The organism is Ruegeria atlantica (genome assembly GCF_013032455.1).
In the GTDB taxonomy this organism is placed as follows: Bacteria; Pseudomonadota; Alphaproteobacteria; order Rhodobacterales; family Rhodobacteraceae; genus Ruegeria; species Ruegeria atlantica_B.
The window spans coordinates 43,024-66,343 of record NZ_WQCF01000014.1; the positions used below are offsets into that span (position 1 = coordinate 43,024).

The 23,320-nt window shown below is 53.7% G+C and carries 25 protein-coding genes; 7 read left to right on the forward strand and 18 right to left on the reverse strand.

From position 1 onward, the window contains the following. Positions 1 to 89 precede the first annotated feature (89 nt). Positions 90 to 1,805 carry a mechanosensitive ion channel family protein gene (locus tag GOW93_RS18645; protein ID WP_170387559.1) on the forward strand — a complete coding sequence of 572 codons (1,716 nt, stop codon included), beginning with the start codon at positions 90 to 92 and terminating at the stop codon, positions 1,803 to 1,805. 252 nt (positions 1,806 to 2,057) lie between these two features. On the opposite strand, the gene GOW93_RS18650 is transcribed toward GOW93_RS18645, so the two are convergent. The 8 genes from GOW93_RS18650 to GOW93_RS18685 form a co-directional block, all read right to left on the reverse strand. Continuing rightward, complete coding sequence (locus GOW93_RS18650; protein WP_170387561.1) at positions 2,058 to 3,722, reverse strand: adenylate/guanylate cyclase domain-containing protein; 1,665 nt, start codon at positions 3,720 to 3,722, stop codon at positions 2,058 to 2,060. Positions 3,723 to 4,085: 363 nt separating this feature from the next. Next, positions 4,086 to 4,727, reverse strand: coding sequence for a 3-oxo-tetronate 4-phosphate decarboxylase (gene otnC, locus GOW93_RS18655; RefSeq protein ID WP_170387563.1), 642 nt, complete (start codon positions 4,725 to 4,727; stop codon positions 4,086 to 4,088). Then, positions 4,724 to 6,001, reverse strand: a complete 1,278-nt coding sequence (gene otnK / locus GOW93_RS18660) for a 3-oxo-tetronate kinase (RefSeq protein WP_170387565.1) — start codon at positions 5,999 to 6,001, stop codon at positions 4,724 to 4,726. The genes otnC and otnK overlap by 4 nt, the downstream gene beginning before the upstream one ends. Further along, positions 5,995 to 6,795, reverse strand: coding sequence for an N-acyl homoserine lactonase family protein (locus tag GOW93_RS18665; protein WP_170387567.1), 801 nt, complete (start codon positions 6,793 to 6,795; stop codon positions 5,995 to 5,997). The genes otnK and GOW93_RS18665 overlap by 7 nt, the downstream gene beginning before the upstream one ends. Next, on the reverse strand, positions 6,792 to 7,079 hold the full coding sequence (locus GOW93_RS18670) for a putative quinol monooxygenase (protein WP_170353703.1): 288 nt from the start codon (positions 7,077 to 7,079) through the stop codon (positions 6,792 to 6,794). Before GOW93_RS18670 ends, GOW93_RS18665 begins: the two co-directional genes overlap by 4 nt. Further along, positions 7,079 to 8,590, reverse strand: coding sequence for a tripartite tricarboxylate transporter permease (locus GOW93_RS18675; protein WP_170387569.1), 1,512 nt, complete (start codon positions 8,588 to 8,590; stop codon positions 7,079 to 7,081). Before GOW93_RS18675 ends, GOW93_RS18670 begins: the two co-directional genes overlap by 1 nt. 4 nt (positions 8,591 to 8,594) lie before the next feature. Beyond that, on the reverse strand, positions 8,595 to 9,344 hold the full coding sequence (locus GOW93_RS18680; protein WP_170387571.1) for a hypothetical protein: 750 nt from the start codon (positions 9,342 to 9,344) through the stop codon (positions 8,595 to 8,597). Between the two features lie 57 nt (positions 9,345 to 9,401). Beyond that, on the reverse strand, positions 9,402 to 10,409 hold the full coding sequence (locus tag GOW93_RS18685; RefSeq protein WP_170387573.1) for a Bug family tripartite tricarboxylate transporter substrate binding protein: 1,008 nt from the start codon (positions 10,407 to 10,409) through the stop codon (positions 9,402 to 9,404). Positions 10,410 to 10,544: 135 nt separating this feature from the next. Here GOW93_RS18685 and GOW93_RS18690 point away from each other — a divergent pair, with 135 nt between their 5' ends. The 5 genes from GOW93_RS18690 (at position 10,545) to GOW93_RS18710 (ending at position 15,090) form a co-directional block, all read left to right on the forward strand. Then, complete coding sequence (locus GOW93_RS18690; protein ID WP_170387575.1) at positions 10,545 to 11,633, forward strand: isocitrate/isopropylmalate dehydrogenase family protein; 1,089 nt, start codon at positions 10,545 to 10,547, stop codon at positions 11,631 to 11,633. Beyond that, positions 11,630 to 12,661 (forward strand): Gfo/Idh/MocA family protein, encoded by a 1,032-nt coding sequence (locus GOW93_RS18695; protein ID WP_170387577.1) that lies wholly within the window; start codon positions 11,630 to 11,632, stop codon positions 12,659 to 12,661. Before GOW93_RS18690 ends, GOW93_RS18695 begins: the two co-directional genes overlap by 4 nt. Beyond that, positions 12,658 to 13,335 carry a GntR family transcriptional regulator gene (locus tag GOW93_RS20975; protein ID WP_170335914.1) on the forward strand — a complete coding sequence of 226 codons (678 nt, stop codon included), beginning with the start codon at positions 12,658 to 12,660 and terminating at the stop codon, positions 13,333 to 13,335. Before GOW93_RS18695 ends, GOW93_RS20975 begins: the two co-directional genes overlap by 4 nt. Positions 13,336 to 13,550: 215 nt before the next feature. After that, on the forward strand, positions 13,551 to 14,651 hold the full coding sequence (locus tag GOW93_RS18705) for an Acg family FMN-binding oxidoreductase (RefSeq protein ID WP_170387579.1): 1,101 nt from the start codon (positions 13,551 to 13,553) through the stop codon (positions 14,649 to 14,651). Continuing rightward, positions 14,641 to 15,090 (forward strand): MarR family winged helix-turn-helix transcriptional regulator, encoded by a 450-nt coding sequence (locus GOW93_RS18710; RefSeq protein ID WP_170387581.1) that lies wholly within the window; start codon positions 14,641 to 14,643, stop codon positions 15,088 to 15,090. Before GOW93_RS18705 ends, GOW93_RS18710 begins: the two co-directional genes overlap by 11 nt. Before the next feature lie 38 nt (positions 15,091 to 15,128). Here GOW93_RS18710 and GOW93_RS18715 read toward each other — a convergent pair whose 3' ends face one another. The 9 genes from GOW93_RS18715 to GOW93_RS18755 form a co-directional block, all read right to left on the reverse strand. Further along, positions 15,129 to 15,896 (reverse strand): hypothetical protein, encoded by a 768-nt coding sequence (locus tag GOW93_RS18715; RefSeq protein WP_170387583.1) that lies wholly within the window; start codon positions 15,894 to 15,896, stop codon positions 15,129 to 15,131. Between the two features lie 47 nt (positions 15,897 to 15,943). After that, entirely contained in the window at positions 15,944 to 17,116 is a 1,173-nt protein-coding gene (locus tag GOW93_RS18720) for an adenylate/guanylate cyclase domain-containing protein (RefSeq protein WP_170387585.1), read from the reverse strand. 126 nt (positions 17,117 to 17,242) lie between these two features. After that, positions 17,243 to 17,797, reverse strand: a complete 555-nt coding sequence (locus GOW93_RS18725; protein ID WP_170387586.1) for a CIA30 family protein — start codon at positions 17,795 to 17,797, stop codon at positions 17,243 to 17,245. Positions 17,798 to 17,808: 11 nt separating this feature from the next. Then, entirely contained in the window at positions 17,809 to 18,261 is a 453-nt protein-coding gene (locus tag GOW93_RS18730) for a TspO/MBR family protein (protein ID WP_170387588.1), read from the reverse strand. 13 nt (positions 18,262 to 18,274) lie between these two features. Further along, positions 18,275 to 18,778 (reverse strand): aggregation factor core, encoded by a 504-nt coding sequence (locus GOW93_RS18735; protein ID WP_170387590.1) that lies wholly within the window; start codon positions 18,776 to 18,778, stop codon positions 18,275 to 18,277. A 136-nt stretch (positions 18,779 to 18,914) separates the two neighbouring features. Next, positions 18,915 to 19,298, reverse strand: a complete 384-nt coding sequence (locus tag GOW93_RS18740; protein ID WP_254443682.1) for a nuclear transport factor 2 family protein — start codon at positions 19,296 to 19,298, stop codon at positions 18,915 to 18,917. A gap of 144 nt (positions 19,299 to 19,442) precedes the next feature. Next, positions 19,443 to 19,823: a VOC family protein gene (locus tag GOW93_RS18745; protein ID WP_170387592.1), complete on the reverse strand. Its 381-nt coding sequence runs from the start codon at positions 19,821 to 19,823 to the stop codon at positions 19,443 to 19,445. Further along, positions 19,824 to 20,837 carry a zinc-binding alcohol dehydrogenase family protein gene (locus GOW93_RS18750; protein WP_170387594.1) on the reverse strand — a complete coding sequence of 338 codons (1,014 nt, stop codon included), beginning with the start codon at positions 20,835 to 20,837 and terminating at the stop codon, positions 19,824 to 19,826. It abuts the gene before it with no gap. Positions 20,838 to 20,863: 26 nt separating this feature from the next. Then, on the reverse strand, positions 20,864 to 21,154 hold the full coding sequence (locus GOW93_RS18755; RefSeq protein WP_170387596.1) for a putative quinol monooxygenase: 291 nt from the start codon (positions 21,152 to 21,154) through the stop codon (positions 20,864 to 20,866). A gap of 104 nt (positions 21,155 to 21,258) precedes the next feature. Here GOW93_RS18755 and GOW93_RS18760 point away from each other — a divergent pair, with 104 nt between their 5' ends. Then, positions 21,259 to 22,146, forward strand: a complete 888-nt coding sequence (locus GOW93_RS18760) for a LysR family transcriptional regulator (protein ID WP_170387598.1) — start codon at positions 21,259 to 21,261, stop codon at positions 22,144 to 22,146. A gap of 32 nt (positions 22,147 to 22,178) precedes the next feature. Here the strand turns inward: GOW93_RS18760 and GOW93_RS18765 are convergent, their stop codons facing one another. After that, positions 22,179 to 23,084, reverse strand: a complete 906-nt coding sequence (locus GOW93_RS18765; protein WP_170387604.1) for a haloalkane dehalogenase — start codon at positions 23,082 to 23,084, stop codon at positions 22,179 to 22,181. Positions 23,085 to 23,320: the final 236 nt, after the last annotated feature.

Genomic DNA, 23,320 nt, shown 5'->3' on the forward strand with positions numbered 1-23,320 from the left:
CACAAAGTAAAGTGTCGCCTAGTATCGTCAAAGTTTGCAACAACACCTTGAATTTGCGCACCCCGTAAAAAGGCAACGAAACACACAAGATGATGTACTTAAAGCGCATGGCAATCACGGCTGTATTTTGTCTATTTGGTCTCTCGGCGCTACCCGGTTTTGCTCAATCGTTGGAACACCCTCTGCGCCCGCCGCAAACCGGCAGCCCGCAAGCAACGTTACAGTCTTTCGTAAATGCCATGAACGAGGTGCATGCGATTGCGAACCAAGATGACGCGCGCGGGCGTGACACCGTGCTACCGTTACGCCGCGCTGCCGCTACAATAGATATGTCTTCCTTCCCAGTCGAAATCCGGCGCAGTCAGTCGATTGAAGTGGCCTTGTTGCTGGACGAGGTTTTGGATCGTGTTGGACTGCCTGACACCTCGACTGTACCGTCAGCAGCCTCTGAGGCACCGAACAAATGGCGTATCCCCAATACGCCGATTGCAATATCACTTGTCGAAGGAGGCCCGCGCGCCGGAGAGTATTTATTCACAGCACAAACCGCCCTGAACATACGCGAGTACTACGAGGCAGTGCGAGACCTGCCTTACTCGGACGCCACATCTCCGGGGCTTTATACGGCCTATCTCACGACACCAGGACCAGGCATTGCACTGCGATGGAGCGAGCGATTACCCGAGTGGAGCAAGAAAACTCTATTCGACCAAACCTATTGGCAATGGATTGCACTGGCCGGGGTCGCGACGCTGCTTGTCGCGCAGTTTATACCAATCTTGCGCGCCTCGCGGTCTGTGGGCGCGGCGGAAACAGAACAGCAAGAACGCGCGAAACGGCGCAACCAATTTGCAACGTTGCTTCTCGCGCTGGCACTCACAGTTGCGGCAGCCTGGTTCGTAGATGAAATCGTCAATCTGACGGGCGACACCCAAATCACCGTTGCCTATGTTCTGGCCATATTGCGTTTTTTTCTAATAGGCTGGATCGTCATTGTTGCCGGAAATGTTTTTGTGGATGCAGTCAGTTGGGCGCGAGGATTGGAGCCAAACTCGGCTGGTGTGCTGTTGTTGACGGTGGCGAGTTGGATCGTTGTGGGGCTGTTTCTCTTCGCGCTTGTTGTGGCCGCCGCGCAAAGGTTCGGCCTTCCGGCATATTCGGTTGTCACCGGTCTTGGCGTTGGCGGCATTGCCATCGGGCTTGGCGCACAAGCATTGGTGCGAGACATATTGTCGGGTGTGTTTTTCCTGATGGACGATGCCTTCCGTAAAGGGGAATACGTGCGGGTGGGTGACGCTATGGGGAATGTCGAGAAAATCTCGATCCGTTCCATGCAACTGCGCCATCATCTCGGGGCCGTTCATACAATCCCTTATGGGCAAATTTCTCAGCTCACGAATTTCAGCCGAGATTGGGTCATTGTGAAACTCAGCTTCACGGTGCCATATGAAACCGATCCAAAAGTCATCAAACGCATATTCAAGGAGATTGGTGGGGACATGATGGCCGATCCGGCTTACGCGGACAGTTTCATTGAGCCGTTCAAGAGCCAGGGTGTTTTTGAATTCGATGACGTTGGTATGGTCGTCAGAGGCAAGTTCATGACTAAGCCGGGTGAGCAATTTACTATCCGCGCAGAACTGCAAGCACGCGTTAAGGCCGCTTTTGATGAGGCTGGTATAAACTTCGCAAGAAAAGAGGTCCGAGTTGCGATGCCAGAAGTGGAAGGAGCTGGCGACCAGTCTAGCACTGAACAGCGTGCCGCCGTTGCAGCCGCGAGCGCGACTGATCCTCCAAAATCATAAGCCGGTCCTCGTGCGGTTTTTCGATTTCTTCGGGGTGTCCGTCTTTGCGATGGGCATTGGCAGCAATGCGCAGTTCGCGCTCGTTCATACGACGCGCAGCATTTGTGACTTTGGGTTCTATGCCGCCGTACTCTGCGGTTTTCATGATTGGCTAGTCGCAGCCCGAAGCGGACATTCAAATCCGAGCTTTGCAGCTACCGAGATGCGCGATCAAGCTGCCGGTTTTGCCAGCGCAACTTGGTTCCAGCACTGCTAGTCTGGCAAACCTGCGCGGCGGAGCGCCTCAAAGTAGCGTTCAGCACCTTCAGAGCCACCATAGTCCACGTTGCTACGCCACTTTGAAATCGTCTCACCAGGTTCCATTTGCAGCATTTGCGTCAAAGCAGCAGACGCCTCTTCAGGTTCCCCGAGCATGGCGTGAGCAGCTGCTCTCGTGCTGTGGAGTGGGGCATAGTTCTTTGAAAAGCGCAAACCTGCCTCAGCGTAGGCGATAGCATCACGGTCTCGACCAAGCATTACGCAAGAGGTGGCGGCACCTCCGGAAGCACCCACGAAAACGGCCCCATATCGGCCCAACCGGAGCGCCGTCTGAAAGCAGTTTAGTGCCATTTTAGGAAACCCGGCCCAGTTGTATCCCCAACCCATAAACAAATGCAGGCGGGCATCTAATGGCGCTCGTTGCCGGATTTGCTCCAGCGCCACGGAAAGTCGATCCGCGTCCCCGTCGACATTGTAGTCAGCCACTGCAACACTCAGATCAAGCGTTGGGCTTTGACCCGCCATGTGTCGTCCGGCCTCGATCCAGTGTGGCAGCTTCTCGTAGTAGGATGACAGTTCGCGTCGAAGATCATAGGTTCTCGCACCATTCATTGTCCAAATAGCTTCGGCATAGGCGGCGGCGAGGGTTGGTTTGGCCTCGATGGCCCTGGCGTGGTACGACAACGTCTCTTTATAGCTGTCGATGCTGGCCTCCGACCATGTGATCATGCCCATCAAGACGCACTGTTCGGCAGTCAGCTCGTCTTCAGGTAAAGCAGAGAGCTTTGCGGTCAGCGACTGGATCAAGATCCCGCTAACGGCATCCAACAGCTTTTCTACAACCTCGTCTTGCCAATCAAAGATAGCTTCGACCGAACCGTCGAACTTCTGAGTCCAGATTTCAGAACCAGAAGAGTCATTTAAGCGTGCTTCCAGACGCAATCGGTCGCCGTGTCCACGCAGCGCGCCGCGAAGTGCATATCCCTCTGATGCTTCCGTGGAGGTTATTGCCGCGTTTAACCAGTTGATCGTCCGAAAATAAGAACCGAAATCTGAAGTGAGTGCTGCGGCCATTTCCTTGAGCTCAGCGCGTTGGTCGCTGCACGTGACAGGATGGATGGATAGCTTTGGCAAGCTCGTCTCTGTAATAGAAGGCGAACTATGCGGTGCACTCAGTTGTGGTCCATCGTGAATCCACACATCCAGGCTGCGTTGGATGTTCTTGAGCCTCTTCTTCCCAACTGCTTTGAAAGCGTCTGCCAGAGTGTGTTCAAGGTTCAGATGTACGGGTTCAGAAATTGCGATACCACCGGTTGGCGCAATGCTCTCAAGCCGTGCGGCAATGTTCACACCGTCACCCAGGATGTCATCACCTTTTTCTGTGATGTCACCCACATGAACACCGATCCGCATGTTCATTAACGAGTGTTCAGCCAACTGCTCTTGTAGCTGCATTGCTGCGGTTACAGCTTGCGCTGCGCTGTCAAATTGCACCAGCCAACCATCGCCCATGCTCTTCACGACACGACCTGATTGGCCAGCTATCGTTGGGGTGATGATGTCGCTTTCCAGGTGATCAAGCATTAGAATTGTGGCTTGTTCATCTTTGTGCATAAGCGCCGAATACCCAACGACATCCGCGGCCAGTATTGCCGCCAACCTTCGTTCAAAATGTTGCCCCTTGTTCGACATGCGTTCGACGATAGATGATGCGGCCCTCTACTCCAACTACCTGAATACGAGGGTCGCTTGGGGCAAGTCCCTGAAGCTCTCTGCCTTTGTCGTCAGCTGATGCCAGCAGCTCGAAGCGGGTATCAAAACAAGCTATGCAGATTCCAAGTTGCGGACAATCCAAACGTCCCGGCAAACCTACAACCCCTGTAGGTCTGCGCATAACGCTGCGTTCCAGTCATTGATTTCATTCATGAAATTCAAGTGTGCTCGCCTATAACTTTGCGCGACGTTTGCGCATAATTTTGCACGATTTTCCCAAAAGTTTGCACACGCCCCCAGGGTGACCGATTACATCCTTCCGAAAGTATCTTTGAGTTCTGCGACTTGAGCTACATCCAGCATTCGGGTTGGCATACCTCGCAGTGCCAAGAGTAACTTGGCTGTTTCTTCCAGCTCTTCTGCTGCACAGACCGCTGAGAACAGATCCTTCCCTGAAACGACAGGTCCGTGATTGGCCAACAGAACCGCACTAAATTTCCCACCCAGTTCGCGGATCAAATCACCGGACTTCGGATCACCCGGCTTAACGTATGGAACAAGTTTGACCGTGCCTACGCGCATGACCACGTATGGTGTAAGCGGTGGAATACAGTCATTGGGATCGGTGTCTTCCAGGCAGGACAGAGCAGTGGCCCAGGTCGAATGCAGATGAACCACGGCGCCCGCTTCTGGTCTTGTCTCATAGAAGGCTTGATGCAGAAAGACTTCCTTGGTCGGCTTGTCCCCGGAGACGTGGTTCCCATCCAAATCAATCTTGGCGATGCGCTCGGGGTCGATATCTCCCAAGGTCGAATTCGTTGGCGTCATGAGAATCCCGTCATGTAAACGCGCAGAAACATTGCCCGCAGTGCCAACGGAAAAGCCACGTGCAAACAGCGAGGCGCACAGGTCGGACATCTGCCGTCGCAGTGCCTGTTCTTCAGAACTCATTTGCCTGCCTCCATCATTCTCAGTGCTTTCGAGAAGAAATCTGGAGCGCCAAAGTTTCCAGACTTCAAAGCCAGCGCAATGGGTTCAGATTTCCCAACGCTCAGGACTGGCACGCCCGGGTCAATTTCTGGTCCGATTGACATTGCTTGCGAACCCAGTGCTTCAGAGATGGCCTTGGCAACGGCTCCCGAAGTCTCTCCCCCTGCCACCACAAGACGCCTGTACCCCGTCTCGGCAAGTTGTCGTGCTGTATCTGCAAAGAGATCGTCCAGCTTTTCCGCCACAGCTTCTTGGCCAAATTGACTTTGGATCGCGCGCACATCATCCGGGCTTCCCGATGAATACGCGAGAGGCGCCTGATCCGGATGCGTTTCAAAGAAATCCAGAAGCGTTTGCGTGGTCACATCCCCGGACATGACACCCGGAACGTTAATGGCAAAGGTCGGATGGGATTCCGCATGAACATCGATCTGCCCGCGGGTCGCACCTGAACAAGAACCCGCAAGGATCGCGGCAGGCCCTGCGATACCAGTGAACGCACTGCCACCTCTTTTGGAGGAAGCTTTTCTGACGAAGTTTCTGGGTAGACCCAATGCTATCCCGGATCCCCCGGTAATGAGCTTGGCATCCTTCAGAGCCTCGCCCCAGGCCAGCAAATCTTCGTCCGAAATCGCATCACCGATCACAAAGCTTTCGTTTGCGTTCTGCAACGCATCAGCAATCGCCTCTGGCCCTTGCTTCACGGTGCCAACTGGAACGAACCCAACCGCCTCCTTGGCCTGATGCTGCAACCAACGCCTGATGTTCGCATCCGTCATCGGAGTAAGGGGGTGATTTTCCATCCCGGACTCGTTCAACAGCTTACCGAGCACAAAAAGATGACCGTTATAGACAGTGCGCCCTGTTGTTGGGAAAGCCGGGCAGAAAACCACCTTTTGCGCACATAGTTCATTGGCCAACGCTTCCGCGACGGGGCCGATGTTCCCTTCTTTTGTGGAATCGAATGTCGAGCAATACTTGAAGATGAACTGCTGGCATCCTTGGTCCGCGAGCCACCGCAGGGCCCGCAGGCTGTCCGCAACAGCTTCTTCGACAGGTGCGGTGCGGCTTTTGAGTGAGATCACACCGGCTTCGATCTCCTTATCCGCCGACGTCGTCGGAATACCCGGAAACTGAGCCGTTCGTAATCCACCCTCCGGCTCAACGCCCTTCGCCAAGGTGTTCGCAATATCACTCGCACCAGTAAAGTCGTCCGCTATGACACCGATTAGCATAGTTCAATGTCCCGGGTCGGCCCTGGATCCAGCCTATGGATATGCGGTGCCACGCCCACGGGAAATACCTCACGCACAAGTGGATCATGGCCGGGCACGATAAGCCTAGGATGCGAAGCCAACCTCTCAAGTGTCTCGAAACCATCCATCATATCCTGCAGGTCGACGACGATGGGAAACGCTTTGCGCGCCATGAAATTCTCGTAGTAATGCGAGGCATCAGAGGCGAGTACCATCCACCCGACTGCCGTTCTTACGCGCACGCATTGCAACCCGCGCGAATGCCCACCGATGCAGTGCACCGTGACCCCATCTGCAATCTCGGCATCTCCATCGTAGAACACGACCTTGCCTGAATAGAGACGCTTTACGACCTCACAGACATGGCCGGCCGTGAAAGGCGCGCGCAGGTGGTCATGGCACATGCATGGACCTGTCGCGAAGGCCATCTCCGCCGATTGCATATGCAACTTCGCGTTAGGGAACATATGCAGCCCCCCTGCGTGGTCATAATGAAGGTGGGTCACGATGACCTCAGTCACCGCTTCCGGCGCGATGCCTAGAGGCCGCAGAGCTTCGCGAGGGTCCTTCGCGATGGGACGACCACGAGCGGCGGCCTCATCGGAGCCGTAGCCAGTATCGACCAGAATGACTTTGTTGCCGCGTTTGAGTACCCAAACGAAATAGTCCATCGCATGGGGAGCGTCGTGATTATCATCGATGATGAAACTATCAGCTCGCGTCCGGGCGTTGCGATCCGCGTATTTCACGGCATGGATTTCCCAATCGTTCATCGGATAACCTCGGAGTATTGGTGAACCACCTTGGTGGCAATCATATCAGCCACTGCCGTATCAAAGGACTGAAAATGCGCGCTTTCTAGGTGGGCAGAGAACGCCACGCTGTCATCATAAACCTCATAGAGAAAAACTGTCTCAGGATCGTCGCCGAGACATACGTCAAACTGCCGGCATCCGATTTCTTCACGCAAAGAAGTTGAAGCGTTTTCGACCATAAGCGGCAAGAAGATATCTCTGTTACCGGGCTTGAGAGTGAAGGTGACAGTAACCGCAAACATCAGACTGAAATTCCTTTTAGGCGTGAGAAAGCGCGTTTCGCGACGGGCAGTTGGCTGAGGATTAGACCAATGTTGAGCACCAGCAGAATGGCCGCACCAGGCCGAGAAAAGAAGACCGAAAGATCCCCATCCGACAGGAACAGCGACCGACGGAAGGTTTCGTCAAACAGGCTGCCCAGAATAACCCCGATCACCAACGGCGCGATTGGGTATTTCATCAGGTTCATGAAATAGGCGACGGCACCGACGCCGAGCATCAAGTAGAGATCATTGATGCCCCCACCAACGCTGAAAGACCCAATTGTTGTAAGAACCATCACGACCGGCAAAAAGATGGTCTGCGGGATGGCAAGGATTTTGATAAATACCCGAGCGGTGAAAAGCCCCATAAGAAACATTGTCAGGGATGCTAGAACCAAGATCGCAACCACACGCAGAATGATCTCGGGATCAATCGTCGGCCCCGGGATCACATTGTTAATCTTGAAAGCCCCCATCAAAGCGGCGGCTGGTGGTGAGCCAGGAATGCCCAACACCAAAAGTGGGATTAGCGCACCACCAATACAGGCGTTGTTTGCAGTCTCCGAACACAGCAGACCTTCCAAGGAACCTTTTCCAAACTTGTCGCCGTCGGCAGATACAGTCTTACCGACACCGTAGCTAACCCAACCTGCGACATCTTCGCCAACTCCGGGAAGCGCTCCTACCCCAGTCCCAATCACTCCTGACCGGCCAATGGTGGGCAGGTAGCGCCGAATAGAGCGAAGGTTCGGAAGAATGCGGCCTTTCAGGGCCAGAACTTTCCCGGCCTCAACGTGCCTCAAACCGTCAATGATTTGGGGAATGGCAAAGGCACCCATCAATACTGGCACGACCTGAAACCCGCTCATCAGGTAAGACCAGCCGAAGGTGTAGCGCGGCTCAGACAACAGAGGGTCAAGCCCGACCATGGACATCGCAAGCCCGATCAAACCGGCGATCCATCCCTTAATCACCAGGTCTTCGCTCATCAAAGTGCCAGAAAGCAGAATGCCGAACAGGGCCAGCAAGGCTTTCTCCGGGCTTGCGATGTTCTTTGAAACCAAAAGCAGCGCCCAGACAAAAATCAAAAGCGTGATGGTCCCGATAACTGTGCCAATAAAACTGGCCGTTGTGGTCAGCCCAAGTGCTTCACCCCCTCGACCCGCTTTAGCCAAAGGGTAGCCATCCATGGCCGTCGCCGCGCTCGCTGCTGTACCGGGTATGTTCAGCAGAATAGACGGGTAAGAGCCGCCGTAAATCGCGCCGACATAGGCGCCGAGCAATGCGATAAGTGAATAGTCCAGCGGGATTTTGTTGCCGAAAAATCCCGTCAGGATCGTCACTGCTAGGGTTGCCGTAAGGCCCGGCAATGCGCCGAACGTGATGCCGAGGAATACAGATGCGACCAAATACAGATAGGTCAGCGGGTCCACTGCCAGGCCCACGAACGCAGTCCCAAATCCAGCCAGTTGCGAAAGAATAAAGTCCATCCGGTCAGTCTTTCCATAGCGGACGAAGCGTCACGTAGTAGTGGTATTCGATTTGCTTGAAGATCAGCCCGCCGCGCGCGGGCACGTTCTGCCGGAAAACAAAGGCCATCGCACAAACGAGGACGAGCGGGGCAAGTATTGCCACCAATGGTACGAACCGCAAAACGCGCTCGGAAGCCGCTTTGGTCAACACCACTAGTGTTAACGCGACCCACAAGGCCAGTGTGAACCAATCATCACCGTGTGCATTCCAATCCGCCTGAGCAGGAAACGCGGCGAACGCAAACAAACCGGCGACGACAACTGCGACACAGGCCACCAAAGCACGCCGCGCATGACCTCCGTAGTAGCCGTAAGTCAAAGCTGTAATCAGCAACCCAGAACACAGAATGAAGTCCACTCTGGGGACCAGTCCGACGACATATGCAAGAAGCATCAGGCCGATTGTTGATGCTCGATAGGCTTCCGACTTATCCCATCCGACCCCCAAAGCACTGAGCGCGTTTTGGGCTCCGCCTGAACGGATCGAAATAGCCAGCAAGACGAAGGACAAGCCAAGCAATCCACCGAAGATGGACAGCGGTACAATTGCAGCCGAGTTGTACCAATCAGATCCACTTACACCTGCGCGGTTTTCCCCCCAAAGCGGGATGCCCGACGTCTTCCAAAGAAAAAAGGTGGAAACTGCTATCAGACCAATCGATGCCCAGAAATCGCGCGCCCGCATGATCAGTGTATCGTCAGATTCGTCCATTGCCTGCCTCTTGTCGGAAAGGGCGCGATCAGGCGCGCCCTTTCAAAAGTGATCGGATTATGGCTTCTCGATACCCAGCGACGCCGGATCGACGGTCGCTGCGCCCAGATCTTGCAAGGTATAGGCAAAGGTAGCTTCGAGGTTCGCAAACAGCTCTTGAGCTTCTTCGCCGTGTTGACCACCGACATCATAATTGTTTGCAGAGGCCCATTCAGCGACGGTGTCGGAGGCAATCGCTTGCTCGAAGGCATCACCAAGCGCGGCCTTTACGTCGTCCCCGGCTGAACTGTGAACTGCAAACCCGATGGCCTGCTTGAGCGGCAAATACTGATCGAGACCGTCATATATGCCAAAGGCAGAAGGCACTGTTGCCCCTGCAATCTGCGCATCTTCGGGCGTCAACATCGCAAGCGGTTTAAGTTGACCGCCTTCGATCAACGGGGCCTGTTCAGCTAGAGAAGTCACAACCAACGCAACTTCACCCGCTATCGCCGCTTCCTGCCCTGGCGCTGAGCCTTTGTATGGAACAAACTTGAACTCTGCACCGGACCCTTTTTCGATGGCCAGAAGGTTCAAGTGGTGGATCGAACCTGCGCCGGAAGCCGCCGCTGGAATAGTGCCAGGAGCAGCTTTCGCAGCGTCGACCAGTTCTTCCAGAGTATTGTAAGGACTCTCCGCCGGAACCGAGATCAGATCAGGTGATCCGCCAACAATGAACGGATACCAAAAATCAAATTTCTTATCCCAACCACCTTGCACAGCAGCGGTGACGTTCGACTCTGACAGACCAACCAATGTATAGCCATCGTCTGGTTGGTTCATGACATAGACCATCCCGTTGGAGCCCGCGACACCACCTGTTTGATTGATCACATTGATCGAGACGGGAAGGTGTTTTTCCATCTCGGCCATAATCATTCGGTTGATCGTATCCGTGCCACCTCCGGCCCCCCAGACCACAGCTGTAGTGATATCGCGATAGGGATAATCCTGCGCAACAGCTGCCCCTGCAATCCCAGTCGCCATCACGGCTGCGGCCGCCAACCGCCCTAGCTTTAGTTTCATTTCCAAGTCCTCCCAAACATCTTTGCGTTTATTATTGCATTTATTTGCGTATACATTAAAGAATGCGTTGTCAACGGACTGTAGTGAAAGCTGCTATCGCGCTATGAATGCGAAACGGGAAGGAAGCGGGCTAAGATGAAGAAAAGTTATGATGTGGCAGTGTTCCACGGGGACGGAATCGGCCCTGAAATTATGGCCCCTACGCTTGAAATTCTGCGCCAGCTCTCAGGCGAAAACCCCAGCTACGAGTTGGCGTTTTCGGACGCGCCGGCAGGCGCCTCCCACTACGCAGAAACTGGAGAATCGTTTCCAGCGGGATCACTTGAAACGGCTCGCAACGCCGACGCAATTCTGCTGTCTGCAATGGGTTTGCCGGATGTTCGCTACCCGGACGGAACTGAGATTTCACCGCAGATTGATCTGCGAAAGCAGCTGGGACTTTTCGCTGGTGTACGGCCAGTAAAGTTAAGCAGCGGACAAATGACCCCCTTGGCGCTGCCTCCCGGAAAAGAGATCGACTTTGTCTTGATACGCGAAAGCACAGAAGGGCTGTTCTTCACCCAAGGCGCTGGTGAAGTTACCGAACACGATGCGCGTGAGACCCTGCTGATCACTCGTGAGGTGTCCGAAAAACTGTTCCGTTTCGCGTTTGAACTCGCCCAGAACCGAAAGGATTCTAGGCGTGGTCGGGGACGGGTTACATGTGTCGACAAAGCCAATGTATTCCGCGCCTTTGCATTCTTCAGATCGATGTTTGATGCAGAAGCCGCCCACCATCCCGATTTGCAGGCAGACCATGCTTATGTTGATGCCACCGCACTGTGGATGGTCCAAAAACCTTGGGAGTTTGATGTCTTGGTGACCGAGAACATGTTCGGAGACATCCTCTCCGACCTTGGTGCAGGTCTTATGGGCGGTCTTGGACTGGCTCCGTCAGCGGATATCGGGTTGAATCACGCTGTATTCCAACCCTGCCATGGTTCCGCTCCAGACATTGCAGGACAGGGTATTGCCAACCCCTTTGCGATGATCCTGTCCGCAGCAATGATGCTTGAATGGTTGGGTTTGACCTATGATCACCCAGGCCTGTCCAACGACGGCGAACGATTGCGTGAAGCCGTGGAAAAGGTGACCGCGAACGGACAGAACCTAACGCGTGACCTAGGTGGCACCGCCGGAACGCAGGACGCAGCCTCATCGGTATTGGAAGCATTGCGGGCATGAATACTCAACAAGCCATCAGGGTCGCGTGTGTGGGTGCGGGATATTTCAGTAGGTTCCACTACGAAAGTTGGTCCCGAATGCCCAGAGCGGTTCCGATTGCATCCTGCAACCGTGATATCAACAAGGCGAAGGAAACAGGACTGGCCGCTTACGATGATCTGTCAAAAATGCTGGAAGTGGAAAAACCAGATCTCTTGGACATCATCCTTCCACCTGTGGCGCAGGCCGATGCCATCCGAACGGCACTGCGCTCTGGAATAAAGTGGCTGATCTGCCAAAAACCTTTCTGCATGTCATTAGAAGAAGCTAAGAAGATCGTCTCCGAGGCTGAAGCAGTAGGCGCAACCATTGTCGTGCATGAGAATTTTCGCTTCCAGCCCTGGTATCGTGCGATCAAGGTAGCGATAACCGAGGGTCGAATTGGAACACCTCTACAAGCGACTTTCCGGCTTCGGCCTGGCGACGGACAGGGACCGCACGCCTACCTTGACCGGCAGCCGTACTTTCAGGACATGCCACGTTTTCTGGTGCATGAAACAGCGGTTCACTGGGTAGACACATTCCGATTTTTGTTCGATGCGCCCAGTGCAGTTTATGCGGACTTGCGCCAAGTTAACCCCGTTATCTCGGGCGAGGATGCAGGTTACATCCTGTTTGACCACCCCAACGGTTTGAAAGCTCTGTTCGATGGCAACAGGTGCCTTGACCACAGTGCCGAAAACCTTCGCCAAACCATGGGCGAAGCTCTCATCGAAGGAACAGAAGGATCACTGGTTCTTTACGGCGACGGCTCAGTAGAACTCCGCGGTTTTGGAAAACAGGAGCGACAGCAGATTCTACCTCCAAGCGATCACGATGGGTTTGGAGGCGACTGCGTCCACGCCTTGCAAAGTCACGTCGTTTCAGGCCTTCTAAGAGGCACGCCGTTGGAAAACACGGCTCGAGACTATTTGGACGTGATCCGCATCGAAGAGAACATCTATCTCTCGGCTGCGGAGGGACGAAAGATCAACCTGGAGACGCCGTGAAGGATCAGGACGCAAAAACTCTTTCCAATACGCAACGCGCTGTTAGGGATTTGCGGAAGATGATCCTGTCCGGCGAACTTGCAGCCGGAACTGACCATCTGGAGTCGGAACTCGCCGAGACCCTTGGCATGTCCCGCACCCCGATACGGGAAGCTGCACTGATGTTGGAAAGTAAGGGGTTGCTGGAAATGCGGCCCCGAAAGGGCGTGCGGATACTGCCTGTTTCATCAGATGATATGCGTGAAATTTACGACATATTGACGGAACTCGAGAGCCTCGCAGCACAGCGCGCTGCCGAAGCGGGTTACTCAGAAGATGAACTGGCGGTCCTTGCTGGATCAATTGCAAAGATGGACCAAGCCATCGAAGCAGAAGACCTAGAAGCCTGGGCCGAAGCCGACGAGTTGTTTCATCAGGAACTCGTTCGGTTGGGCGGCAACAAACGAGTCGAAGCGATTGTCGCCATGATGAGCGACCAGGTGCGCCGCGCTCGCGCAACGACGTTGTTCATCAGGCCCCTGCCCGTCAAATCCAATGAAGATCATCGGGTTGTTTTCCAAGCGATTAGTGAAGGTCGACCGGATGTTGCCCGTGAACGTCATCGAGAACACAGGCTGCAAGCACAGGCTATGCTTTGCGGGATACTCGAAAAGCATCGGCTCAACAGCCTCTGATCTTCTCGTATCCGGTCGTTAGTCAACTAAAGTAACTGCCTGTTTTCGGCATTGAAGGCGCTCCGAGTGCTTGTCTACCGCGGCAACCCGCAGTTGCCTCCGGCTGCTCTGATTTTCTTTTTTCTAGTCGCTCAAACAATCACTGCATGGATTGGGGTTGAAGTAGTACGATTTCGTATTAATTTAGCTCGATATCGCACTATTGGAGAGTCAAGATGCCAAACCGAAGACGTTTTCTCAAGATTCTAGGCGGAGGCACGATACTGGCGGCAACGGGCGCGGTTGGGTTCCTCGCTACACGCACGCCGCATGACGCGCTGGCTCCGTGGACGCCAAAACCGTATGACGACCCACGCAAAGCTGCTTTGTCCTACGCAATTCTCGCCCCCAATCCACACAACTTGCAACCTTGGCTTGCCGAGTTGGTTGGGCAAGACAAGGTGCGCATCCACCGTGATCCTGATCGCGAGCTTCCGGAAACCGATCCTTTCCGCCGCCAGCTCTATATTGGCCTCGGCGCCTTTGTTGAGACGATGGTACTGGCGGCAAGTGCTCTCGGGTTCGATACCGAGGTCAAGATGCTGCCAGATGGGGATGACGGACCTATTGCAGAAGCGGTGTTTGTTCCTGGCGGGGCATCCGATCCACTTTCAGATCAAATCCTCAACCGACATTCAAACAAAGAACCGTACACTGAACAGCGGCTGTCCGAGGCGGAAGTGTCAGTCCTTAAAAACTATGCCACTCTGATTTCCGATGAGGATCTAGTGGCCCGTATTCGAGACCTCACGAAACGCGCCTTTGAAATCGAAATGCGAACGCCGCAGACCCTGAAAGAATCCGTCGACCTGATGCGGATCGGGAAAGCAGAAATCAATGCCAACCCAGACGGGATTGAATTGCGCGATCCCATGCTGGAAACGCTGCGACTTACCGGCCTATTGGACAATGAGACCCTGATGAACGTTGACCACCCAGGCACTCAGTCACACATGCGAAGCTACTTCGCCATGTTAGACGCGACGCCGCAATACGCAGTCCTCACGACAGCCACAAATACGCGAAGCGATCAACTCGATGCCGGGCGGCAATTGATGCGTTTTTACTTGAAGACAACCGAAATGGGCCTGGGCGTTCATCCGGTCAGTCAGGCCCTTCAGGAATATCCTGAGATGGCTAACGAATACACTCTAGCGCATGAGCTTCTTGCGTCACCGGGCCACACGGTGCAAATGTTGCTGCGTTTGGGGTATGGACCCGAGCCAATTGCCACACCCCGCTGGCCGCTGGAGACGCGAATTCTGAATGAAGCCTGAGGATGAGACCAACGAAGTCTACCGGTTCTTCACCGAGGTCGGGATCATTAATCAGCTGATCTCGACCAAGCTTGAAGCGTTCTTGCCTGGTCGAATGACAGCGACTCAATTTGGAATTTTAGGCCACCTGGTCCGGCGCCCCGAGGGAGAAACGCCACTACAGCTATCGAACGCATTTCAAGTGCCCAAGACGTCGATGACGCACATGCTCGCGAGCCTTGAAAATCTTACCCTGATTACCCTTGAAGCCAACCCCAATGACAAGCGTTCGAAAATTGCCCGGTCCACGCCAAAAGGCGCGGAGTTTTTGAAAGCTTGTACGAAGCGGATGTCGGAATCCCTGGCTCCAGTTTTGTCCGAACTCGGGTCAGGTCCGTTTCACAATTCGCTGCCGAATCTGACGCTCATACGAGAAGCTTTGGACAGCGAACGGGACTAAGCAAAAACCAGCACCAACCAGAATGCGAAGCCAAATTTTTAGAACATCATGCAGTCTCCGCCCGGGGGAAGTGGCGGTGATCCTTCAGGTAAGGTGGGCGTGTAGTCAAATGTCACAATCTTCGCGCCGCCGTCGAACGCCACGAACAGTTGGTTAGAACCTGACCTAATGGCGATGCCTTCCGGGTCAGTTCCGAATTCCAAAAGGCTTTGCTGGGCGAGCAATTGGCCATCTGCCGTGAACTCATACAAGCTGTTTGACCCTTCCCAGTCATCAACAATCAACATGTGACCGGTGCGTGGGTCAATCGCAATGCCCTGTGGCTCGCTTAAGGGGGGAGAGAGCTTCATGGTATCCAACCTCGCCGCCAACGCACCCCCTGAAGTGAACCAGGACAACCTTTCCGGGTCATCTTCTACGGTCACGATCTGCCCCTTGGCGTTGATCGCGATCCCCTCGGTGTCTGCGAAACCGCCGTCCAGTTTGAAAGGCGCTCCGAGTGGCTCTCCATCTTTGGTGACACGTTGAAGACTGCCGAGACCATCACCCAGCAACAAATGATCCCCTTCGATAGCAATTGCTTTTATACGGAAGAGATCGCTGGATATGCGGCGTAACTCATCCCCTTGCAAAGTGACGAGAATGGCCTCGGGCCCCTCATTCGCAATCCACAACCCACAAAACGTCGGATCGTAGTCAAGACTTGCGGGTTGATTGAGCTCATAGCGCCCTGTTTCGCGAAGCTGCAATGCAATAGCCGGAACAGTCCCAGCGAAAATCAGGAAGGCTATGGTTCTCGCAAACACTCAGGATGCTCCCGGTAAGGTATGTTTCTTTAAATTCGTATACCTGACTATTCTGAATCTTCAGTGAGAAAGAACAGTTCAATAGGCCTAGCAAGGCCCCGTATTTCGTGGTCCCCACAGCTGACGAACATGTTCGGTACAGCACTTGCAACAGCCGATGTCGCTAACACTCTACGACCGATTAATTTTGTTAAGCCTTCAATTCGGCTTGCGACGTTAACCGCGCCGCCTAGAACTGTGAAATCAAGCCTGCCAGGGCTGCCGATATTACCATAACTGACCTGCCCAACGTTGATTCCAATACCAACATCCAAAGGCGGTTTTTGAAACCCGTCTCGTCGCGAATTGAGAGACGTCAAACCACTCAAAACGCTCTGAGCTGCTTGCGAGGCCAAGCGGCAACAATTGGCGTGGTCTCTTTGAGCTTCAATTGTGAAGATCGACAGGATGCCATCACCCATGAACTTGAGGACGTCTCCACCGTTGTCTTCTACGGCTGTGACCACCAGATCAAAATAGTCGCTAAGCGTGTCGAAGACTTCCTCTTCTTGGGAGGTCTCGGAAAGTGCCGTAAAGCCTCGCAGATCAGAGAACATAACCACGGCATCCAGAGTTGTTCGCTCACCGCGCTTGATGTTGCCGCTCCAGACGGCCTCGGAAGGCCCATCTCCCAAATAGGTTCGAAGTAGGCCTTTAGACGATTTTCGCATCGTCACAGGTTCCAAAGCGGAAGAAAGGGCCGGTAAGACCGCTTCAATCAGCCTTAGATGTTCCGGCGAGAATCCATCCGGCGACTGTGTAATGAACGTACAACCATGCAGCGATCCATCACCGTAATAAAGCAAAGTAGCGTAGTAGTCGGTACCGCCTTGCTCTGCAAATTCCAAATAGGATGAATGCTCTGTTTCTGAGTCTAGTTGCTGAAGACTTTTGTGAAGCGGCTTTCTATTCGCCAGAATATACTCGAATGAGCTCCCAACATAACCATCCGTCAACGTCGTCTCATGGGTTACATCGTAGCTGTCGGTGCCGTTGGGCGTCCAAACCACGCCCCAAGCAATAAGCAGTGGATTGGCAAAGCGCTGGCCAATGTTTACTCGCCACAGCGGAACTCCGGCTTCGACCAAGGAGGAACAAAACTGTGACACCACCTTTACGGGATCGCCGGAGCGACGACCTTCTGTAATCATCCATTCGGTTAGCCGAGTGACTTCTTCCATGTACCCAAGTTAGTCGCTTGCAAAGGATGAGCAAAGACTATCGGAATTGCATTGTCGCTTGCATTTATTGATCCGCCTGATCTGATTGGTTCAACAGAAGATTGCAGCCCCTCGCTTGGCCGAACTTCAATAGAAACCAACTTCGCTGACATCCACGTGAGCTTTGTGATCGCGCCCGTAGGCTACAACTCCAACTGAGGTGATTGCGTCCGCAACAGGGGTAGCGCGCAACATGGCACCTGAAGCCTTGAAGCCTGACAGAGGCAAATAGACTTCTGTCCACTCGTTAGAAGTTGCGAACGCGGCCTGATAGTATTGCCACGGAAGCACCGTGCCACGTGTTCTGAGGTGGACGAAGTATTGTTCGCCGTTGCCCCGGACCAATAGTCTGACGCCTGATACACCCGTACCTGGCCGATCAGGCAACTTGCGTCGGAACTGGATGAAGCCGCCGTTGTTTACTGTACTCACGGTTCCGGTCAGCCGCGCGAATGCAACATTACCTTCCGAACGAAACTGCACCTGCCCTGAAGAAACTCCTCCCATTACGGTGTCGGCAACGTAGTCCCAACGCGTTTCCGGAGACTTGGAGAAGTCTTCAGTCAGTTTTACATCAGCCTGCGCCATCATGCATCCGATGATAACACAACCTGAAACAAGCCCAATGAAGTTGGCACGCATATCGATCCTTCTCAATTCAGTATCGCAATGGAAAGGTTCAGTGCCGTGGCAAATGCGACCCATGCAAAATACGGCAGGAAGGCCAGTGCGGAAACCCGATCTGAAGTCCTGACCTGAGCTATGAACATGACGATGACAGCCAACAACGCGACAATGACGACAAAGGCAAACCATGGCAGTTGCAGTACGAAAAAGGTTGGGGACCACAAAAAGTTCAGACCCATCTGCGCCCACCACAGCTTCATGGCGGTCGAGCTTCGGTCTGTTTCAAACTGACGCCAACCAACCATAGCGATCAAAACATATAGCGCCGTCCAAACCGGCCCAAAAATCCAATTTGGTGGATTGAAAGCCGGTTTAGAGAGCTGCGCATACCATTCGCCAGGTGCGGTCAGTGTCCCGACGAGGATGCCACCGCCCAACATCAGCGCGAGGAAAGCTGTGCGGACCAACCAATTCGACATTGTAGGATAGCTTTCAGCAGTCCTTAGTCGTCACGTTAACACGTGCTTCGGAAGAGAAAGTCGCCGTGCTGGTCTTATCCGCATCAGTATACGACACCGTGGCGCCTTCGATCTCCGACCCCGTTACGGTGATTTCGCGTTGCCCGACGGTGTCATCGACATCGATGGTAAAGGCGAGTTTGTCCCCGGCTGCGAGGGAGGCGATCTCAAGTTCAATTGTTTCTTGCCCGTCCACGACCGAAGGAAGCTGACGTAATGCATCGGCACCCTCAACGAATTCGAGAGGCTGGAAGACCTCCACACCAGCACCTTTCTCGGTAACGTCGAAAATCAAACGTCCGGCAGATTGCGACAAGTCAATTTTGAGGGTCGAGGCTTCTACTTCGCAAGCTCCGACATTTGTCAAAACAAAACGGCCCTTGGGTGCGCCTTCTATAAAGCGAATTTGTACACCAGCTTGAAGCGAAGTAGCTGCAATTAATCCAAGGGTCGCCGTAAGAATACACTTCGAGAACATATCTTTCTCCTAACTAAACGGTTCTTCATAAGTACGCCTCGGCGGGTTTTCTGGATCAGACTTATACCCATTGACTATCGTGGTTTAGCTGACAGAAGCTTTCGATGCTCCACGCTCCGCAGTCAGAACGGCGAAGTCAAAACATGCCATTGTCATTCTCGCTGTTTGCTGGAACTTCCTGAAGAACGTCCCAGTGTTCGACAACCTTGCCATCAGCATCCAGGCGAAAAATATCGATCCCTGCATACTCGGGGCCATCGGGCCAGATTTGATGGCAATGCAGAATAACGTGATCGCCTTCAGCAAAGGCACGTTTGATGTCCACGCGCTTTCCAGGGTATTCGGCGGCCATGCGCTCGAAGTACTCGACAAGGCTTGCTTGCCGTCGCCAACATGCGGGTTGTGCTGCGTATACGTTTCCCCAACAAAGGTCGCGATGGCGTCGGCTGGTCGACACGCGTTGAACATCATTTCGTAGAAAGCAATGACGTTTTTTTTTGTTTGTTCCGAGGTCCGGCATGCTGATCTCCAAATCGACGTTTGTACCGCCCAAAAATGTTGGTCCGCATAATTCTTGGAAACAACCTGGCAAAGATCTCGACCACTAACTGGCAAGAAGCTACGTGCTTGATTTTGCGTTCCGACTATTTCGCGGGTTAGCCACTTATTCGGTTTCTTCAAAGTCTATGTGAATGTGATTTCCATCAGGATCCGCCACATGGATTTGCACCTTTCCAGCCCCCTGGACATCAGTTTTGCGATACTGGATCTGACACGAGATCAGTTTTTCCTCGAATGCGCTCAACCCCGTGGCTGAGAGCGCAAAATGCTCGAGCTTGAGCTTCACCTCGGAGCCGACATTGGGCGTTCCTTCTTGACCCACAAGGTGCACCACGGCGTCATCACCCGCATACAACCAAGCCCCAGGAAACGGAAAATCGGGGCGGGCCCCGGGCTTTAAACCCAGGACCTCTGCATACCAGGCGACCATGTCAGGCAACCTGGTTGTTACTATGTTCACGTGATCCAACCGCTCAATTCTCATCTAAAACCCCTCAAGCACGAGCTTCCCTTTAGCCTTGCCGCTTTCAAGGATAGCATGCGCTTTCATTAAGTTTGCAGCATTGATTGTACCAAGTGTATCGGTTGCTGTGGATCTGATCTTTCCATCGTCTATCAACCTAGCGACCTGATTCAGGATTTCGCTTTGACGAGTCATATCTCCAGTCCCAAAAAGCGACCGAGTGTACATGAACTCCCAATGCAATGAGATCGATTTGGGTTTGAACGGCGCGATGTCAAAGGTCTCAGGATCATCGATTAACCCAAAGCGACCTTGGGGTGTCATCACCCCTCCAGCTTGGGACGCATAGAGCTGGGAATGGTTTGTCGAATAGACGAAATCCACGCTGTCGATACCAAGAGCCTCGAGTTGTGCGCCAAAAGGTTCCGCGTGGGTGATGACATGGTGCGCGCCTAGCTCTCGAACCCAGTCTTGTGTCTCGGGTCTGGACGCAGTTGCAATCACCGTCAAGTCAGTGAGAGCCCACGCCAATTGAATGGTGATTGACCCGACACCGCCTGCGCCACCAATAACCAGCAACGTATTGGTCCCGCCGGAAACGGCATCTTGTACCCGCAAGCGGTCGAACAGCATCTCAAAGGCAGTAAGCGCCGTGAGCGGCATCGCCGCAGCCGCTTTCGCCGGTATGGATTTTGGCGCGGCTCCGACAATACGTTCATCCACCAGATGAAACTCGGCATTGGTTCCCGGTCGGTTGATCGCCCCGGCATACCAAACTGTATCGCCCGGACTGAAAGTCTCAACCGCTTCACCAACGGCTTCGACTATCCCTACTGCGTCCCAACCCAGAATATCAGGTGCTGGACCTACAGGAGCACGTTTTTGCCGAATTTTCGTATCGACCGGGTTTACTGACACGGCCTGCACCTTCACCAACAAGTCGCTCCCCTTCGGCGTCGGTTTGTCGGCCTCGAAGTCGACCAGGGCGTCCGCCCGATCAATCGACCCTATCTCACGGTATCCGACGGCTTTCATGGCGTGCTCCTTTGTCCCGTTCTGTATCAACCGATGACTGTCATTTCATTCAACGTGAATTCTGCAACGGCGCCTTCGGTTGCTTCCAGGTAAGTCGCAAGGTGCTGAGCACCCATGTGGGTTTGCCAAAGCTCACGGCTTTCCCAGTTTTCGTAGAACACGAAATGAGCTGGGTTGTCGTTGTCCTGGTGCAGGTCGTAGTTAATGCAACCCTCTTCGGCACGGGTTATGTCGATGAGCTTGATCAGCTCACCCTTTACGAGGTCAATCTTGTCGGGGTTGGCTTTGATGTTGGCGACGATTGTCAGCTTAGTCATTGGAATAGATCCCTTGTGTTCTTGAGCGATACGCCAGATTTACGTTGCAGTCGTTTCGGGATAAACAGGGCGAGATCGAACATATAATCCGGAAAATCCGTTTAATGCTTTTAGACAATCTTCGCTTGTTTCTGACCATAGCCGAGAAAGGCAGTCTTGTGGCCGCGGCGCGCGAGACGGGGTTGTCGAGCACGACAGTGTCCGAGCGGCTCGCGGCTCTGGAGGCACATTACGGAGTGGTTTTGTTCAACCGCACCACCCGTTCCATTAGCCTGACCGAAGAAGGACGAGTACTAGCCGATGGGGCAAGAAACGTTCTCAGTGAGGTTGCGGACCTGGATACACTTGTTCGGCACGGCGCCGAAACTCTGTCTGGTCCAATTCGCATAAGCGCGCCGATTGACTTGGGACGGAGCTTTGTTTCCGAGGTTATCGCCGAATTCACCGAAGAGAATCCTGACGTCTCAATCGAACTATCCCTCTCAGACGGCTATGTCGACCTTGTCGGCCAGGGTTTGGACCTCGCCGTTCGCTTCGGCAACATCACAGACAGCTCGCTCAGGTTGCGAAATCTAGGAAGCTACCAACGTTTCGTATGTGCGTCCCCAAGTTATCTGGCCTCATTCGGAACGCCCGAAAAGCCAGAAGATCTATTGAACCACAACTGCTTGGTGATGAGGTTTGGCGACATGATCGACAACTATTGGGAGTTTGGATCAGGACCAAATGCCCAGCGCGTATCGGTAAAGGGAAATCGAATAGTCAATGATGGTTCACTCATCCGCGACTGGGCGATTGCAGGCCATGGGGTCGTCTTGAAGTCAGAGCTGGATGTCGGCGACGATGTTCGATCTGGCAGACTTGTTTCCGTCTTGCGCGACTTCCTCCCACCACCGAAACCTTTGCAAATGATGTTTCCGCCGAGCCGAGCCCAACCACGTCGCATAACGGCCTTGGCTGAGCATTTGCGTCGCAAATTTGGTGTGAGTTGAGGACGCTCGAGAAGACACTAAACTGATAGCCGCTATGTTTGCTCAATGAATTTCAAAGTCGCGTTTGCTAGCTCTGCACCAGCATCTTCTTGAATGAAATGCCCCGCTTTAGGCAAAACGGTATGATTTTGACCAACTGCGCCAGGGATCGACTTTTGGAACAGTTTGTCTACCCCCGCCATGACCCTGTCGTCTTCTCCAAAAACAGTCAGAAACGGCGTGTTGAGGGTCTTGAGGGTTTCCCATGCGGCCCGGTTGGCTTCTGAAGCTGGATTGTCAGGCGAGTCGGGCACCAACACTGGAAACTCTCGAGCGCCTGCCAGATAGCGCGCATCCGGGAATGGTGCGTTGTAGGCTGCGACCTCTTCTTCTGAAATTTTAGATGTTGCACCGCCGAATACGATGCGTCCCGAATTAAATTCAGGTACGGATTGTGAGTATTCCCGCCATGAAAGAAATGCCTCACCCAAGGGCACGTCACCGGTGGGCAAGGCCGTATTCGCCACAACAACACTAGAGAAACGCTCGGGCATACTTGCAACCAACCGCAAACCAATGAGTCCGCCCCAGTCCTGACAAACCAATGTGATGCCCGTCAAGTTAACTTTCCGCAACCACTCGGACATCCAGTCTACATGCCGTTGGTAGGTGTAGTCGGATCGCTCAGTTGGCTTGTCCGACCGTCCAAACCCAATCAAATCAGGAGCCAGAACTCGATGGCCCGCATCTTTGAATAACGGAATCATGTGCCGATACAGGAAGCACCAAGTTGGCTCTCCGTGCATCAACAATACCGGTGGTGCCTGTGCCGGTCCCTCGTCCAAATAGTGCAGTCGGAGAAGACCGCCCTCGGAATCATCCACATCAAGATAGTTCGGGCCAAAGTTGAAATCTGGCAGCCCGTCAAACCGATGGTCAGCTGTTCGAAGGAACTTCATTGTGAACTCTCCAATATGCCGACGGTATTGGCCAAGCAACAATGATCGATAAAACAAAGACGGTCCAGTACCAGCGTATGTCGACGTCAGGTTTGCATTTGTTCGCCGCCCTTCTTCTCTTGCTCGCAGCGAAGATCCATTTGTATATATCTCGGATTTTCTGCTCCAACAAAAGGATTGGTGAGAACGGCGGTGAGAAAGTCGACCACGGTAGCGGCGGGATGACCCTGCTGCGG